Annotated in this window: 11 protein-coding genes, 1 tRNA gene and 1 pseudogene; 4 read left to right on the forward strand and 9 right to left on the reverse strand. The window is 38.8% G+C overall.

Annotated elements, in window-relative coordinates; translation table 11 throughout:
- Positions 1-361: 361 nt before the first annotated feature.
- Positions 362-745: a TraR/DksA C4-type zinc finger protein gene (locus tag P1X15_RS15860; RefSeq protein ID WP_277339109.1), complete on the forward strand. Its 384-nt coding sequence runs from the start codon at positions 362-364 to the stop codon at positions 743-745.
- Between the two features lie 165 nt (positions 746-910).
- Here P1X15_RS15860 and P1X15_RS15865 read toward each other — a convergent pair whose 3' ends face one another.
- From P1X15_RS15865 to P1X15_RS15890, 6 genes are all read right to left on the reverse strand, one after another.
- Entirely contained in the window at positions 911-1,666 is a 756-nt protein-coding gene (locus tag P1X15_RS15865) for a LytTR family DNA-binding domain-containing protein (RefSeq protein WP_277339110.1), read from the reverse strand.
- On the reverse strand, positions 1,645-2,664 hold the full coding sequence (locus P1X15_RS15870) for a sensor histidine kinase (protein WP_277339111.1): 1,020 nt from the start codon (positions 2,662-2,664) through the stop codon (positions 1,645-1,647). The genes P1X15_RS15865 and P1X15_RS15870 overlap by 22 nt, the downstream gene beginning before the upstream one ends.
- A gap of 87 nt (positions 2,665-2,751) precedes the next feature.
- Entirely contained in the window at positions 2,752-3,567 is an 816-nt protein-coding gene (locus tag P1X15_RS15875; protein ID WP_277339112.1) for a DUF4249 domain-containing protein, read from the reverse strand.
- 109 nt (positions 3,568-3,676) lie between these two features.
- Positions 3,677-5,935 (reverse strand): TonB-dependent receptor, encoded by a 2,259-nt coding sequence (locus P1X15_RS15880; protein WP_277339113.1) that lies wholly within the window; start codon positions 5,933-5,935, stop codon positions 3,677-3,679.
- A gap of 148 nt (positions 5,936-6,083) precedes the next feature.
- Complete coding sequence (locus P1X15_RS15885; protein WP_277339114.1) at positions 6,084-6,986, reverse strand: SDR family oxidoreductase; 903 nt, start codon at positions 6,984-6,986, stop codon at positions 6,084-6,086.
- A 110-nt stretch (positions 6,987-7,096) separates the two neighbouring features.
- Entirely contained in the window at positions 7,097-7,903 is an 807-nt protein-coding gene (locus P1X15_RS15890; RefSeq protein ID WP_277339115.1) for a crotonase/enoyl-CoA hydratase family protein, read from the reverse strand.
- Between the two features lie 176 nt (positions 7,904-8,079).
- Here P1X15_RS15890 and P1X15_RS15895 point away from each other — a divergent pair, with 176 nt between their 5' ends.
- From P1X15_RS15895 to P1X15_RS15905, 3 genes are all read left to right on the forward strand, one after another.
- Positions 8,080-9,198 carry a PLP-dependent aspartate aminotransferase family protein gene (locus P1X15_RS15895; RefSeq protein WP_277339116.1) on the forward strand — a complete coding sequence of 373 codons (1,119 nt, stop codon included), beginning with the start codon at positions 8,080-8,082 and terminating at the stop codon, positions 9,196-9,198.
- 157 nt (positions 9,199-9,355) lie between these two features.
- Positions 9,356-9,440 (forward strand) — tRNA-Ser (locus P1X15_RS15900).
- Positions 9,441-9,699: 259 nt separating this feature from the next.
- Positions 9,700-12,771: a hypothetical protein gene (locus tag P1X15_RS15905; protein ID WP_277339117.1), complete on the forward strand. Its 3,072-nt coding sequence runs from the start codon at positions 9,700-9,702 to the stop codon at positions 12,769-12,771.
- Positions 12,772-12,849: 78 nt separating this feature from the next.
- Here the strand turns inward: P1X15_RS15905 and P1X15_RS32585 are convergent.
- From P1X15_RS32585 to P1X15_RS15915, 3 genes and pseudogenes are all read right to left on the reverse strand, one after another.
- Positions 12,850-13,116 (reverse strand): annotated as a pseudogene (locus P1X15_RS32585) (toprim domain-containing protein); the annotation flags it as partial.
- Between the two features lie 232 nt (positions 13,117-13,348).
- Entirely contained in the window at positions 13,349-13,753 is a 405-nt protein-coding gene (locus tag P1X15_RS15910) for a hypothetical protein (RefSeq protein WP_277339118.1), read from the reverse strand.
- A 337-nt stretch (positions 13,754-14,090) separates the two neighbouring features.
- Entirely contained in the window at positions 14,091-15,860 is a 1,770-nt protein-coding gene (locus P1X15_RS15915) for a RagB/SusD family nutrient uptake outer membrane protein (protein WP_277339119.1), read from the reverse strand.
- Positions 15,861-15,869 lie beyond the last annotated feature (9 nt).

Consider the following 15,869-nt stretch of genomic DNA (forward strand, 5'->3'; position numbering starts at 1 on the left):
TGCTGTTTGTTGAAAAAAGAAACGAACTATTTACTTACTTATTTTAGTAGTCTATTTCCTGAACGCAAACTTAATATCTTTATAACGAAAAAAACAAAAAGATAGTTTTTTCTTGTTTAAGTACAATTTAATTTTATAAGAAGGTTGTATTAACTAAATCATAAAGTGTAGAATCGTATAGAAGTTTAGTGTTTATTTTCCAAATAAAACTTGGTATTTACGACATTTATGCAAATCAAAAAATAATAACTTTTTAGTAAACGGTCACTAAAATCATTGGTATAAATAGAATAAAGCGTAATTTTGCGGCTGAATATCGAAGGCCGCCATTTAAGTTTTTACCCCAAAAAGTAAACTGAGTATGACAGTACAGGAAGAAAAAAAACGTTACTCCGAAGAAGAGTTGAAGGAGTTTGAAGGTATCATCAACCAAAAACTAGAAGCAGCCCGCAACGAATTGGCTTACATCAAGGATACATTGAGTCGGAAAAATGATAGCGGAACTGACAATACTGGCGCTGCTACCAAGCTGATGGAAGATGTAGATACAAGTGAGCGGGAGCAAATGAGCCAATCGGCTGCTCGCTTGCAGAAATTTATTACACAGCTTGAAAATGCCCTTGTGCGTATCAAAAACGGTACTTATGGTATTTGTATAGATACTGGCAAGTTGATTCCAAAAGAGCGTCTACGTGCTGTACCACACACGCAGCAGACGATTGAAGCAAAATTGCGTCGGGTATAAACTTTTAGGCTAGCTTCCCTGAGGCGACAAAAGTACGATTCTTGCTAGTTTAAGCAAGAAAGTGCTTTTGTCGCCTTTTTTGTGACAAAATATTATGGATAGAATGTGCTTAAAATGCAGGTTTTTAGGGGGTTATGGATATGGTGTTTTGATTTACTTTTATTCCTATTGTTCCATCCAACGAAGAAAATGAGAGGCTTTGGCTTTGCTCACCAAGATTGTTTCGGGAGTAGTTAAACTAAGTTTTAGAACTAACTTCCGCGCAAAATACTGCTCTACTGAAATGATAGCATCTTTGTGGACGATAAACTGCCGATTGGCGCGGTAAAACATTTGCGAATCGAGCTGATTTTCAAGGTCGTCAAGCGAATAATGTAGCTGATAGCGGAGGTTTTTGTGAGTATAGGCCGCCAATGTTCCATTTTCGTAATAAAAAAAGGCAATTTCATGGGCTTTGACGGGGAGGATTTTGTCTTTGAAATAAACCAATAACGTCGATTTATGCGAAGGCTTAAGAACCGCCAGAAGGTTATCCAGTTGGGTATTGGGGGCTTTAAAGGCGTTTTTTAGGGTAGTTAGTTTAGATAGCCCTTGTTGTAATCGATCTTTATCAATAGGTTTGAGAAGATAATCGATGCCATTGGTCTCAAATGCTCGAATGGCGTACTCATCAAAAGCAGTACAAAAAATAACAGGGGCTTGTATCTTGACTTCCTTGAAAATGTCAAAACTGAGGCCGTCAGCTAGCTGAATATCCGAAAAGATAAGATCAGGGCTGGGATGTTGGTTTAACCACTCAATAGATTCTTCAACAGAGGGTAATATACCCATAATCGTAGCTTCAGGGTATATATCTTCGAGCATCCGCTTAAGTTCTTTTGCGGCTTTGATCTCGTCTTCTATGATGAGTATTTGTGACATAAGAGCAAAGGAAGTTTGACCGTAAAAGTAGGAGAAGTTTGAGAGATTTCGACTGGTTTGTCGGCCAGTAAGGCATATCGACTAATGATGTTTTTAAGTCCTATTCCCGTACTTTCCTCTACTGATTTTTTTGGCTGTAGATTGTTTTGAACAACTAAGTAGTCATTTTCATCAAAAATACTGATTGTGAGTGGTTTGTTGAGAGAAATGACATTGTGCTTTATACTATTTTCGACAAGTATTTGTAATGATAATGGAGGAATACTACATTTCAAAGTCTCAGGAGATACCTTAATGTCAATCAAAAGTGCATCTTCAAAACGCTCTTGTAAAATGTAAAAGTAAGATTTTACAAAGTTAAGTTCTTCTTCGACAAGAGCTAAATGACGTTCTGAATGATGAAGCAAATAGCGATATACGTTTGAAAGTTGAATCACATAATTTTTTACATTTTCTTCCTCAGTCAATGTTTTGAGGGTATTCAATGAATTAAATAAGAAATGAGGACTGATTTGTTGTTTGAGCGAACCAAGACGTGCCGATAAATTATCTTGCTTTAAGTGCTCTATCTCTAACTGAATTTTTTGGGTACGAAGCAGTAAGTTGAAGTAGTAAATAATAAACGACAAAACCCCGCCTACCATCATGCCTCTAAAAAGCACAATTCCTAGGCGCTGTTTCCAAGATAAACCATTAAAAAAAAATGAAATAGTAGGTTGGGGGAGAAGCTGAATAAAAAAAGAATAATGAAACAGCGAGAGAACCATGCAACCACATATCCCCACCCAAAACCTGAAATAAATATTTGTAAAACGAGGGCTTTGAAAAAGTATTTGTAAAAGGGTCCAACAGAGAAATGAAAATGTAAATGTAAAGAAGAGGTTTTCGGTGATATTGCTCACATTATCCATGTCAAAGCGAATAATCCTTGGCAGTAGCGCCAGAATTGAGATAAAAAAAGAGATGACGGCTCCGGTTTTTATTTGGTATTTTTTCATATGCAAATCTTAAAATCTCAATGTTTCCAAAATTACCATTCTCTACATTGCCAACCCAATTTTTGAAAAAATCTTCATAAGTAGTCTTTATGGCTTTATCACTACTGTTTGCTTTTGAGAGGTGTGTGCACTGAAATAACCTAAAGCACCTCCAACAATATTGCTTGGCGGATTGGTAGGAGTAGTGCCTTGATTAACCCCATCACCTTGGAGTCTCATAAGCGTATTGAAATACTCATAAGCCTCTTTGGATATACATTGCATTTCGACAGTAATGGCATCATTTGCGGCAATATCTATGTCGCTATTGATGGATTGGCGGATTGAATTACCATTTGTAAAAGCATCAGAACGTACAAACACCGTCCTAGACTGTATGCCGTTGCCATAAGTAATCCACCGATAGAAGTTTTCGGTCGATGCAGGGTCTTTAAAAATAGCTACCATGCGGGTTTGAGAGTTATTTTGTGGTCTGCGAGGCCCTTCTTCGTAGGTCAATTCTTCAAAATTCACTTGTTGGGGCATGGTGGAGGTCGCCGAATATATTTGACCATTGTAGGCTACTTTTAAAGCATAGGTGTGTCCTTCTATACCTTTGAGGGCAGTGATAGCATATACACCTGCTGAAGTTTGAATGAGCTTTTCTGACTCGCCAGTTGTTTGGTCGGTAAGGCTTACGTCGGCCGTTGTGATGGGGGGGAATTCGTTTTTCAATTGAAAATCGACGCTTGTAGTGATGATTACTTCATTTTCGGAAGGGGTATTGGTAATTTTCCCCTCAATGACCAATTGCGGTTCTACTTCTCTTAAGTCCAATTGAATCGTATCAACGCAAGAAGTAAGACTGACTAAACTAAACACTAGCAATAAAGAGTTGAGAATAAGTGTATTGGGAGATTTCATGGATGTAATGGGAAATTTTAGTGGAGTGCGGAAGTTATGTGTCTCCATTGACTCATTTTTTGGTAATAATTACAGCGATTGACAACTGGAAAAGCAGCTGCGTAAACATTTAAAATTTGAAATTGTAAGTAATGTAAGGAACATACTTAAAAAGCGACACGCGTTGAACTTCGGTCGTATCGCCATTCTCTTCAAAATTGATGGCCCAAGGATTAGCTCTACCATAGGCATTGTAAATCCCAAACGAAAGATCCGAATCGAAATGCTTCCGTTTGTTGAATTTGAGCGTAGCCCCCAAGTCAAGTCGGTGATAATCAGGCATCCGATACCCATTCCGCTCCGAATATTGAAAAACTACCGCATCATCAATCCGGTATTTGCCCGTCGGAAAAGTGACGGCATTGCCGGTATTGTAAACCCACGTTCCTGAAAAAGTCCATTTACTAGAAAGCTTGTAGACACCCACCACCGATAAGTCGTGGGTACGGTCTTGCTTGGCTGCGTACCATTGACCTTGATTGATACCGTCGATTTGTTTTTCGGTACGAGAAAGGGTATAGCCCACCCAACCTGTAAGTTTGCCGTTGTTTTTACGTACCAAAAACTCTATCCCATAAGCCCTTCCTTGCCCAAAAAGGAGTTGTGATTCAATTTGGTCGTTGTAGGTTAAGTCGGCTCCGTCTTTATAATCTATTTGGTTTTTCATGGTTTTGTAATACACCTCTGTACTTAGTTCGTAAGCATTATTGTGGAGGTTTTTAAAAATTCCAAAAGACACTTGGTCGGCTATTTCGGGTTTGATGTGAGCTGTGCTCATGAGCCAGCGGTCGGTAGGTGAAGAGGCATTGGAATTGGTGAGCAAATGGAGGTTTTGTACATTTCTGGTATAAGAACCTTTGACCGAAAGCGAGGGACTTGCGATGTATGCTACCGAAAGCCTAGGCTCTACATTGAAATAATGTGTCTGGCTCTGGGTACTATCTAAGGTCAAGAAAGAGGTCATGCGTAGTCCATATTCCATACTAAACTGAGAGGAAGGCTGCCATTTGTTGCTAAAAAAAGCGGCATTTTCAAGGGCGGTTCGATTGGGTTCGCTAGTGTTGTTGACACTTGAATTTGGGGCATTGGCGATACGGTTGCGGGGGCTAAGGGTATGGTGTATGAAATTTACCCCAAACCGCATTGCATTTTTGGGATTAGGAAAATAGCTAAATTCTTGTTTGAGGTTGAAATCTTTGATAGAAGAAGATAGGTTAAATTCATTGCTACCATTGGCGATACTGACGCTATAATCGTAATTGCTATAAATGAGTGAAGTATTGCTAAATAGTTTTTCGTTGAAAAGGTGATTCCAACGAAGCGTGCCAGTGGCATTGCCCCAGTTGATACCAAACAAATCCCCCAAGCCAAACTTGTCTCGACCAAAATAACCCGATAAGTAAAGTCGGTTTTTGTCCGAAAAAGTATAGTTCATTTTGGCATTGAGGTCATAAAAGTAAAGTGTGTTTTGGTTGATATCAGGGTCGGAAGAAAGCTTAAGAAAAGCATCGGCATAGGTACGGCGCCCGGTAATAAGAAATGAACTCTTGTCTTTTTGTAAAGGTCCTTCTATCGACAATCGACTCGAAATCAGACCGATGCCTCCTCCTACGTGATAGTCTTGATTGTTGCCGTCGTTCATTTTGACATCTAGTACCGAAGATAATCTACCCCCATATTGCGCGGGCATACCGCCCTTGTAAATGGATAAATCTTTGATAGCGTCGGCATTGAAAGTAGAGAAAAACCCCAACAGGTGAGACGCATTGTAAACAGGAGCTTCGTCAAGAAGAATGAGATTTTGGTCAGCATTGCCACCCCGTACATTAAAACCACTATTGCCTTCTCCTGCCGACTTGATTCCGGGCAAAAGCTGCATTATTTTGAGAGGGTCTCGTTCGCCCATTAAAGCCGGGATATTATTGATTTCTTTGATACTTAGCTTCTCAACCCCCATGGTAGGGTTTGTTATCTTGTCGTTGTCGGAAGTGGCTTTAACAACTACTTCAGCTAACAGCGCCGTGGTTTCCAAAATCTGAAAATCTAGCTTTTGGTTAGACGTAAGAACAACCTGTGTTTCTTTGGTATCATAGCCAATCAAGCTAGCCGCTAGGGTATAATTACCTTGAGGTAAAGTGAGGGAATAAAAACCGTATTCATTGCAAATGGTGCCGGTGTTGGGGAGTTCTTTGACACGAACGGTGACCCCAATCATAGTTTCGCCTGTTTTGGCGTCTTTGATAGTACCACTGATAGTGTACTTGTTTTGGCCTAGGGCAGAATGTACTACTAATAAAGCAAAAAGGAAGTGTTTTAAGATTTGTAGCATAACTGTTTTGTGACATTGTTTGCTACAAAATGAGGCAAGAACGAGAAAAGAGCGAGTAAGAAAAGAAATGAAGCGGACAGAAAAGCGAACTAAACGGGCGAAAGTAGGGTAAGCTGATTCAAGATTATCGAATCAGCTTACAAAAAACTTACCCCTCAGACTTGCCTTCTTGCTTACTAGCGCGGTTGGCGTTTTTGATTTGGGCTTCCAAAATATCCCACATTTGGGGAGTGACTTCTCGTAAGAAATTAAACTGCCCCCCGTTTAATACTTCCCCTCCATCGAGCGTAATGACTTCGCCCGTCATATAAGCCGAAAAATCGGACATGAGATAGGCCGCGAGATTGGCTAATTCTTGATGCTCGCCCGTGCGGTGAAGAGGAATACGGTTTTCGAAAGCAAATTTTTCGGCCAAATCTTTCGGAAAAAGACGGTCCCAAGCTCCCTTGGTAGGAAAAGGCCCCGGTGCGATTGCGTTGAGCCTGATGCCGTATTGCCCCCATTCATAAGCCAAGGACTTGGTCATTGCCAAGGCACCCGCTTTGGCCATAGCTGAAGGTACTACCCAGCCAGAACCTGTCCAAGCATAAGTAGTGGATATGTTGAGGATAGTGCCTTTGATTTGGTTTTCAATCCAATATTTCCCAATCGCAAGGGTAAAGTAGTACGTTCCTCTTAAAACAATATCCACCACGGTATCGATAGCTTTGTAAGAAAGCCGTTCGGTAGGACTGATAAAATTGCCAGCGGAGTTGTTGACCAAACCATGAACTGCACCAAATCGACTGATACCCGCTTCAATGACAGCTTCAATCTGGTCGGTTTTTCGGACGTCACATTCTGCGGCCAAGACTTGCCCACCAGTGGCTTCGGTGAGTTCTTGGGCAGTGGCTTCTAACACCGCTAAACGACGGCTACAGATGACCACATTGGCACCCAATTCAAGAAAATATTTAGCCATCGATTTGCCAAGGCCAGTGCCGCCGCCCGTGACGATGATGGTTTTGCCCGCCAAAGAGCCTTCGCGTAGCATAGGTTGAGAATAGTTCATGGAAAGAGTTTAAGCGCTAAAAATATAAGTGAATGTACTAATTTGGAAATGCGTTAATGAGATGCTTGTTTGTTGTAAATCAATGGGTTAAATAAGGTTGTGCCTTAATCCTACTTAAAAGTAGCTTCGCGCTTTTGTATTTTGGCCTGAAATGCTTCGGTTAAATCATCAGACAGCAGCATGGCTGCATTCCAGTTAGCAATGTATTCAAGTCCATCGCTCACAGAATGATCTCTCGAATAGTTCATGACAGTTTTGATGCCTCTGATAGCCAAAGGAGATTTGCTGGCAATGAGTTGGGCTATTTTGAGAATTTCGGAATTCATTACATCAGAGTTTTCAAAACTTCGATTGACCAGCCCAATGCGTTCGGCTTCTTGTCCGCTCACGTTTCGCCCCGTAAAAGCCATTTCGCGGGCTATGCCAGGGGCAATGATTTTGGGTAAACGTTGGAGCGTACCTAAGTCGGCGACCATGCCCATGTCTATTTCTTTGACCGTAAAAAAAGCATCGGAGACGGCATAGCGCATATCGCAAGCACTTGCAATATCCACCCCTGCGCCAATACATCCTCCATGAATCGCCGCAATAACGGGCTTGCTACATTGCTCGATAGCGTTGATAGGAGCTTGTAAGTCAAGGATTTTTTTGCGAAGTTGCTCGCGTTTTCGGCCTTCGCATTTTTGCGAAAACTGAGCGACATTCATCAATAATTCTAAATCAATACCAGCGCAAAAGTGTTTGCCTGCTCCGCTAAGGATGATTACTCTTACGTCTTCATTTTCATCTAAATCTTCAAATATACTTTTCATTTCGTCCCATGCTTTTTGATTAAGGGCATTGGCGCGTTCGGGGCGGTTGAAAGTAACATGCGCAAGATGAGATTCTATGTTAAGCTGAAAAGTTTCCAAATTCATGACATGCAGAAAGAAAAGGTAAGTACTAAAAATCTGATTTTGAATCCATAATCTTACAAGCTAATGTTCTGCTTGCATACTATATTACAAACCTACACAACTAATTTTTGATTCAAAAAGATTTGCTGTAAAATTGTGTAGTTAGTTGACCATCGATTCAAACACTCATTTTAAGCATGAATATAGAAACACTTGCCATTCAAAGTACCCAATTTCACGACGCCAATGCCAGTGCAGTAGTACCGCCAATTTATCTCTCTACTACTTTTGAGAGAGAAGCAGACGGCAGTATGCCGCACGGACATATTTATACTAGAGCCAGCAACCCTAATCGCAATGCCTTGGAAAAAGCCTACGCAGCTTTGGAGGGAGGGGCTATTGGGATGGCATTTGCATCGGGACAGGCGGCTGCGAGCACTATTTTTCAATGTTTAAAACCTGGTGACCACGTGATTATCCCCGACGACGCCTACTATGGTACTCCCGCATTGCTAGAAGATGTGATGCGTATATGGGGGTTAGAATATTCCAAAGTCGATATGGGAAATGTAGAAGCAGTAGCCCGCAGCTTTAAGTCAAATACCAAACTTGTATGGATAGAAACCCCTTCAAATCCACAACTTAAAATTGCGGATATTAAGGCTATCGCCGACTTAGCACGTCAAAAGGGTGCTTACTCCCTATGTGACAATACTTGGGCCACTCCCATTTTACAGCGTCCGCTTGAGTGGGGTTGTGATGTATCAATGCACTCTGCTACCAAGTATTTTGGAGGACACAGTGATTTGCTCAGTGGAGCTTTGATTTTTAAAGAAAATAGCCCATTGGCCGAAAAAGCCCGGCAAATTCAGACACTAGGAGGGGCTGTGCCGTCGCCTTTTGATTGTTGGTTGATTTTGCGCGGTATTAAAACCTTACCTCTACGCGTGCGTCAGCAATCGGCCAATGCCACTCAGTTGGCGCATTTTTTAAGTACTCATTCTGGTTTGGAAGCAGTACATTACCCCACATTAGAGAGTCATTTGGGTTATGAAGTTGCCCAAAAACAAATGCTATCAGGCGGTGGTATGCTATCGATACAAGTCAAAGGAGGGGCGGAAGAAGCATTGAGAGTTAAAAGCAGGGTGAAGGTATTTGTACGAGCTACTAGCTTAGGAGGGGTAGAAAGTTTGATAGAGCATCGTGCTACGGCAGAAGGAGCGCATTCGGTCAGTCCTAAGAATTTGTTGCGTATTTCGGTAGGACTAGAGCATGTTGATGATTTGATAGCAGATTTAGCACAAGCACTTTCATAAGGGCAAGTCTTTGATTATCAAAATATTGCTCTCAGAGCGGTATTTTTTAGGAATTTTATCTCAATTTTTTTTGAAAAATTTTACTGAAAACGCTTGACAAACGATTTAAAACATCTACCTTTGCAGTCCCAAAGCAACGAGCTCTGGGGCAAAAATTAGAGAGATGGCAGAGTGGTCGAATGCGGCGGTCTTGAAAACCGTTGACTGTAACAGGTCCGGGGGTTCGAATCCCTCTCTCTCTGCAACTGGCTGTAAATCAACGATTTACAGCCTTTTTTTGTTCTAAACCTTTGATTTCCTTGTTAGAATAGTTTCAGTTAATGACCTATCTATCATATGAAACACTTTGTATATCTGCTTGCCTTACTCTTTGTTTCTTTAATAAATGCCCAAGTCTGCACTCAAAATACTTTGACAGCTTAATTGTTATTTCTCCTTAGAGAATGCAGGTCATCAACAACGAGTTTGGAAATTGATCAGGTTCCAATAACTTATAACAATATGAAAACTGTTACGAAGGAAAAGGTAGTTGAATTTGGTGCGAATTTAGCCCAAATTACAATATGGGTAGGGGTAGCATATGCATTGGTAAACCCTGCGATATTGCCTTTTGCACTGCCTGTATTTCTTAGTAAAGAGGTACTGGGTACAACTGTAGGCGCACTTACGGGAAACAAATTTGGGGAATTGGTTGCTAAGTTGACAAAAGTGTTTCAAGGTAAAAACCAAGAATTAGATAAAATTATAAAGAAGGCACTTAAAAATACATTTCCAGCCTTGGAAAGAAATCTTCTTGAACATTATAATGAATCTAACGATGAGTCTCAAAGTGCAATTTCTAGTTTAATTGCCCACTATATCAATATTGATTTTATAAATTTTGATATAACCCAACAAACTAATTATGAACTTGTCAAAAATTTCGCCAATTCATTTGAATATCTACTAGCTACTCCATTCGAAGATTGGAAAGATAAGTATATTAAAGAAAGTTCTTTGCCAGAAAATTTTGAAAAAGTTTTTGTCGAAAGATTTATTGTAGTTTTTGTTGATAAGTTGCACGACCAACTTACAAATGAAGATCATAAAAAAGCTTTTGTTGAATATACACTATCCTTACTTGAATTAAGTATAGAGCTGAATAGAAAGAACCAAGAATTGCTTTTTCAAGCTCACGAAATATTATCCACACTTAAATCAAATACAGACGTACTAACTGGATATACTAAAGATATCTTGAACTTAAATGAATTGTTATTACAACTTATTCCTTCTGTCAGTAGACAAATAAGTGATATAAGGACGGAGATTCTAAGTGAAATAAATAAACAGAATCAACCGGATTTATTAGTGCCTTCGATAGATACATATAAGAGAGATGCCTATGATTTTCGTTATAAAGCTCAATACACTACCTTTTTAGGAAGGGAGCTGGAAATAGATTCTCTCAGAAAATTTGCTTTAACTAATAAAGCTGATAAAAATTTTTATTGGTGGTATTTAACTGGAAAGGGTGGCTCAGGCAAAAGTAGAATAGCGTATGAATTATGTATTCAACTTAAATTGTGGGATTTTTATGCAGGATTTATAGAAAAAAGTTTGCTCGAAAATACTCAACTTTGGCATAAATGGATGCCAGTTAGAAATACTTTTATTGTTATTGATTATGCAAATGAAAAAAGTGATTTAATTGTTGAATTATTAAAAATATTAGAAAGTCGCCAAAGCCTGTTTAAGTATAGTGTTAGGGTTTTATTAATAGACCGTGAACTAACTAAAGAGATAATAGAGAAATTCTCTATTGAAATTGAAGTTGAAAATTCCTCATATACTAATGATTTAAGCCCAATTGTTTTATCTGATGCTAGTGATGACATACTTTGGGGAATAATACAAGAGGTGCATCTAAAAAAAGAGAAAAATATTGCCTATGAAAAAAAAGAATTGTTGATGTATTTATATAATATTGATAATTTAAAGAGACCGTTGTTCGCTTTTTTAGCAGGTGTTGCTTTAGTAGAAGGGGATGATATAAGAGGTTGGAATAAAAGTGAATTGCTTGGAAAATTAATTGTACGCGAAGAAAATAAGGTATGGAATTTAAATAAGGTTGAGAAACCGATTTACGAGAAGCATAAAACTTTACTTGTAATAGCAACTTTGCTTAGAGGAGTGTCAAATGAATTCATAGCTCATTTGGATTCGAATAACTATGTGTGGTTTAATCCTTCAATCCAAATAGATAATGATATTTATAATAGAATATCTTCATCTTTACTTATTGGTGACAAAATACATTATTTAGGGTTAGAACCCGACATACTTGGAGAGTATTTTGTCATAAGGCATTTTTCAAAAATGATTGAAGGGTCAAGTAACGGTAAGGATAACATTTTAGCTTTGCTAAGTGAATTATGGAGCCATAAACCAGATAATTTTGTGTTTATGCTTTCGATGTTACTACAAGATTTTGATGATTGTACTGAGACTAATTTATTAGTATATAAAATACTTTTGAATACAAAACCAATTAATAGTTTAAATTTACAATCTTGGATTGCGTGGAGTATATATAGAAATTTTATATGCAACCCTTTGTTTTTGCCTAAAATATCTATTTCTGAGAAAGAGAAATTTTTTTTAGAAATTCAAACTAGCGTAGGCGATTTAGATATGGAAGGCGTATGTATTTGGTTGAGCACTATTACGATGAACTTTACTAGCTATTTTGGACAACAAAAAGAAACAAATAAACTAATTCGTTATTTAGAAATTACACATAGTTATACTCTGAAGTATCCTCACAGTCAACTAATAATGGCTCAATACGTTAATGCGTTAAGAAATGGGATATTGGACGGTTTAGTGAATTTTAAAAATGATCAAATAAATAAATACTTTAATGGTTTAGAGGTAATAATAGCTGCATTTTCTCAAAATGAGTATATAAATTATATTTACTCATTAGTTTTATGCGATATAATTCGACAGCTATCAAAGAGTTTAAATTTTATAGCATCTCATTTCGAATTATGCAATTATGCTCTTGATAAAGCAAGGGGACTTTGTGAATTATATCCCGAAAATCACAATTTTCATGCCCAATTAAATGGAATTGTATGTGCCATTGCCGTAGGTTATGCAAAGGGTGGGAGGTATGATCGGGCGAATCAATTTAGAGAGGAATCTGCTAGTATAAAGGAGAAATTTATATCTAATTATCAAATAGTATATGATAATTATTTGATGAATTTAGATTTAGCAAGGCATGGTAAAAATCTTTTAGAAACAGAGAGTCAATTACTGGTTTATTATGATAGCGCAGAAGAAGTATGGGAAATGTTTAGAAAAGAAAGGGATATAGCACTTTACTTTGCTAAAACAAACTGGGAGTTTGTGTGTTGTAATGATATATTCGATGGTGTTCGGATTTCAGATTCAAATATACAAAGAATGAAAAAGAATTTACGTGAAATTGAAAAAGATTTTGGAAATGATTGGGAGTTTATTAGGTACATAATTGCGGGGGAGAGCGATTTTTTACAAAGTAATTCTAGTAGCCAACTTAGCTAATATAATAGCCCCATTGATTGGATAGTTTAAAATTAGTAAAATTTATGTTGTATTCAGACAATGGTGTTTTTTGATGACTTAATTTTGTTTCATTAAGAATCCACTAAAATCATTTTGCCTTTCATAAATACCTGAACAGTCTTTGGCGTTAAGCCCGTCACGTTCCTGTAAAAGTCTAAAACACTCAATTCCTGCTCTATCACGGTCGAGGAAGCAGTTTACTTTTTCAAACTGACAAAGGAACTCAAGAGCCTTCTTTCGATTAGCGGTTGAATTAAGTACCACCGTTGAAATACGCGGCTTTTCCAGTCCAAACCATACCAAGGCCGATAAGAAGTCAAAAAAGCCTTCAAAAACCGCTACTGTTGAACGGTTGCCCGTGTCGAAGGTGGGCTTTAATACTTGTTACGGGTTGCAGATTTTCTTGCTAATAGAATAAGGGAGTATTTGTTTTGTCAGGTAATTGATAAGGGGAAGATGAGAAATAGGAAAGTTTATATCAATTTGTTGAGGTTTTGCTTAACTTAAGGGTGAGGCCACCGTATTTTATCACATACGAAGATAAAGGCAAAGATCATCATAGTACAGCGGGCTTAACAAATATGTATTTATCCAAATACCCTTTTACTACCTTGTCATTTTGAATTTTGCTTACGTATACATAAGCAGAGTCATTGGTTGTATCAGGAAATTCAAATTTCATTTCTATCTGTAGTCCTCGGTCGGTGAGCAAATAAAGATGATTTGAACCTCCAACTTTATCCGTTTTGGCAACGCGATCTTTGAAAATAATCTTATTGTCTTTTTGGAAATACAAACTATCTAAGCCTCGGGGAGGCTGTGTCATTGTCCACCCCGACCAAGTACGTATGAATAATTGATTGGCATCACTGACCCTTATTTCATTTCCTTTTTCATCAACTTCTGCTACTTTTTTCCAATAGGCATAAGCGAAAGCATCATAGGCATCGGAATCAATCATATCCCTTTTTTTACAAGAAAAAATAGAAATCAATAGGTATACATATAAGAATGTATTTTTCATAAGTACTTATCCGTTAATTGTTAATCGTAAAATACAGATTCGCAATTGATTAAATCTATTTCCAGAATAAAAAATGATAGAAACTAATTTTAAAGAATTACTTAGATAAAGATAGTCGCCTGCAATAGAACCACAACTCGTAGTTTCCCTTGATTTGAGCATGAAAATAAGTGTTTTTTAAATTTGTTTCTGCTTCCTGCGCTATAAACATCATTAGCTCAACCAAAGGTCGAGCTAATGACTTGAAATTCATAGGGGTTACTGTTTGTTTTTTCTACCAACCAGGGTTTTGGGTAAGTTTAGGATTGGTAATAATATCGCCTGTTGGAATGGGGTAATAGTAGTTTTTGTCGGTCCATTTACGAGGAATGTTGTTTAGCCATGTTAGTTCGCCCGAAGTTTCACCTGAGATAAGCTGAGAGTTGGGCTTACCAGCTATCATGGGTGACACTTCTACATAAGTCACTCCTGATACTTTGGTAGGAGCGGTTGTTTTATAAAAAGCCACATCCAAAATTCCGTCTTCATTTAAGTCCATTGGTGTATTGAGGGCCGGAACATACATACCGTTCCATTCCATTTGCATGAGCTCTCCTCTTTTCCATCTTACGATATCATCGAAACGAAAACCTTCCAAACACAACTCAATACCCCTTTCGCGGCGTACTTCGAGTAGCACAGGGTCAGAGATGGCAGGGAAGTACTTTGACTGTAAATACGTATCGACCTTGGTAGGTTTGGTGGTCAAGCCGCCTGTGATACCCGCTCTTTTCCGCAAAGCACCGATAGAAAGCGCCCAATCAGCATCGGTAAGTGTACCAAGTTCGGCCTTGGCTTCGGCATAGTTGAGAAGTACTTCACCATAGCGAAAAATAGAAATAGAATTGATATTCAAATCGCGGGTGTCATAATACATATCATCCAAAGTCCACTTGATGGGCATATAGCCTGTATAAGTGTATGAAAACAAAGGTGGCGAAGGAACCAACTGCCCACCGCTCGTGCGCTTATAATCACCTACTCGAATGGTCTGCTGTAGGCGTCGATCACGACCTTTTACCTCATCTTTGAAAAGCATGGTCTTATAGGCAGGATTGTCGGTAAAGGGCGTACCGTCGATGTTCAAATAGGTATTGATAAAAGTCCGAATAAAACTCGCTTTGTCGCCATAAGTACCACTGGTCCAGTACCAATTGGCGTCGTTTAGGTTATTTAGAGCCAAATCGCACACCGCCGAAAGCATCACTTCGGTGGTGACGGGGGCGGGATTAATAAATACTTGTCGGTAAGACTTGTCGGTACCCGAACCGTCAAAAAGTTTATATCCGCTTTCGTCTATTACTTTTTTGGCAGCTTCAGCAGCTTGATTTAAGAAATTAGAAGAAGTGGCTTGCAGTCCTAAATTGGTATGGTATTTTCGGAAAGTTCCTTCATATAAGCATACCCGTGATTTGAAGGCATAGGCTACGTATTTTGTAACCAAGCTTCGAGTAGGCTCGTTGGCCGCGGTGATATTTTGGCAGGCATAATCCAAGTCTGCTACTACCGAATCCATCACCAAGGTACGTGGGTCGCGTCCTTTGTAAAGCAATTCTGCATCTGATACATCGAGTGCTTTGCCGTACCAAGGCACATCACCGAAGCGTTTTACTTTATCAAAATAAAACCATGCTCTAAAAAAACGAGCAATACCGAGGTAATTTTTACGAACCGCGAGGGGGACTTTAGGGTCGTTGCAGTTTTGGATAAAATAGTTGATATTCCGCAAATCCGACCAACTCCAGCCTGTACTTACTTGGGGGCTATAGTTGCCTTCTGTAATAAAAGGGGGCGATTCGCGGCGTGCAAGATAGTCAGACATGGCATCGGCACGGTGGAGATTTTTGCCATTAAACATCGTATAAAACGAGTTGGTGTACAATACAAGTCCGCTTTCACTGCCAAAAATAGGCCCTTTAGAGGTGGTAGCTTCGGGTAGCTCTTCTAAATTGCAGCTTACCAAGAAGACCGCAGCTAGTAAAACAAGGATATATTTTAGTTTCATTTGCTTCAT

Source organism: Runella sp. MFBS21, assembly GCF_029433105.1.
GTDB lineage: Bacteria > Bacteroidota > Bacteroidia > Cytophagales > Spirosomataceae > Runella.

Coding starts and splice junctions, on each gene's coding strand:
- P1X15_RS15885 (WP_277339114.1), bottom strand. CDS start 6,986: ATGAACTATTCTCAACCTATGCTACGCGAAGGCTCTTTGGCGGGCAAA.
- P1X15_RS15915 (WP_277339119.1), bottom strand. CDS start 15,860: ATGAAACTAAAATATATCCTTGTTTTACTAGCTGCGGTCTTCTTGGTA.
- P1X15_RS15880 (WP_277339113.1), bottom strand. CDS start 5,935: ATGCTACAAATCTTAAAACACTTCCTTTTTGCTTTATTAGTAGTACAT.
- P1X15_RS15890 (WP_277339115.1), bottom strand. CDS start 7,903: ATGAATTTGGAAACTTTTCAGCTTAACATAGAATCTCATCTTGCGCAT.
- P1X15_RS15860 (WP_277339109.1), top strand. CDS start 362: ATGACAGTACAGGAAGAAAAAAAACGTTACTCCGAAGAAGAGTTGAAG.
- P1X15_RS15905 (WP_277339117.1), top strand. CDS start 9,700: ATGAAAACTGTTACGAAGGAAAAGGTAGTTGAATTTGGTGCGAATTTA.
- P1X15_RS15895 (WP_277339116.1), top strand. CDS start 8,080: ATGAATATAGAAACACTTGCCATTCAAAGTACCCAATTTCACGACGCC.
- P1X15_RS15910 (WP_277339118.1), bottom strand. CDS start 13,753: ATGATTGATTCCGATGCCTATGATGCTTTCGCTTATGCCTATTGGAAA.
- P1X15_RS15865 (WP_277339110.1), bottom strand. CDS start 1,666: ATGTCACAAATACTCATCATAGAAGACGAGATCAAAGCCGCAAAAGAA.
- P1X15_RS15870 (WP_277339111.1), bottom strand. CDS start 2,664: ATGAAAAAATACCAAATAAAAACCGGAGCCGTCATCTCTTTTTTTATC.
- P1X15_RS15875 (WP_277339112.1), bottom strand. CDS start 3,567: ATGAAATCTCCCAATACACTTATTCTCAACTCTTTATTGCTAGTGTTT.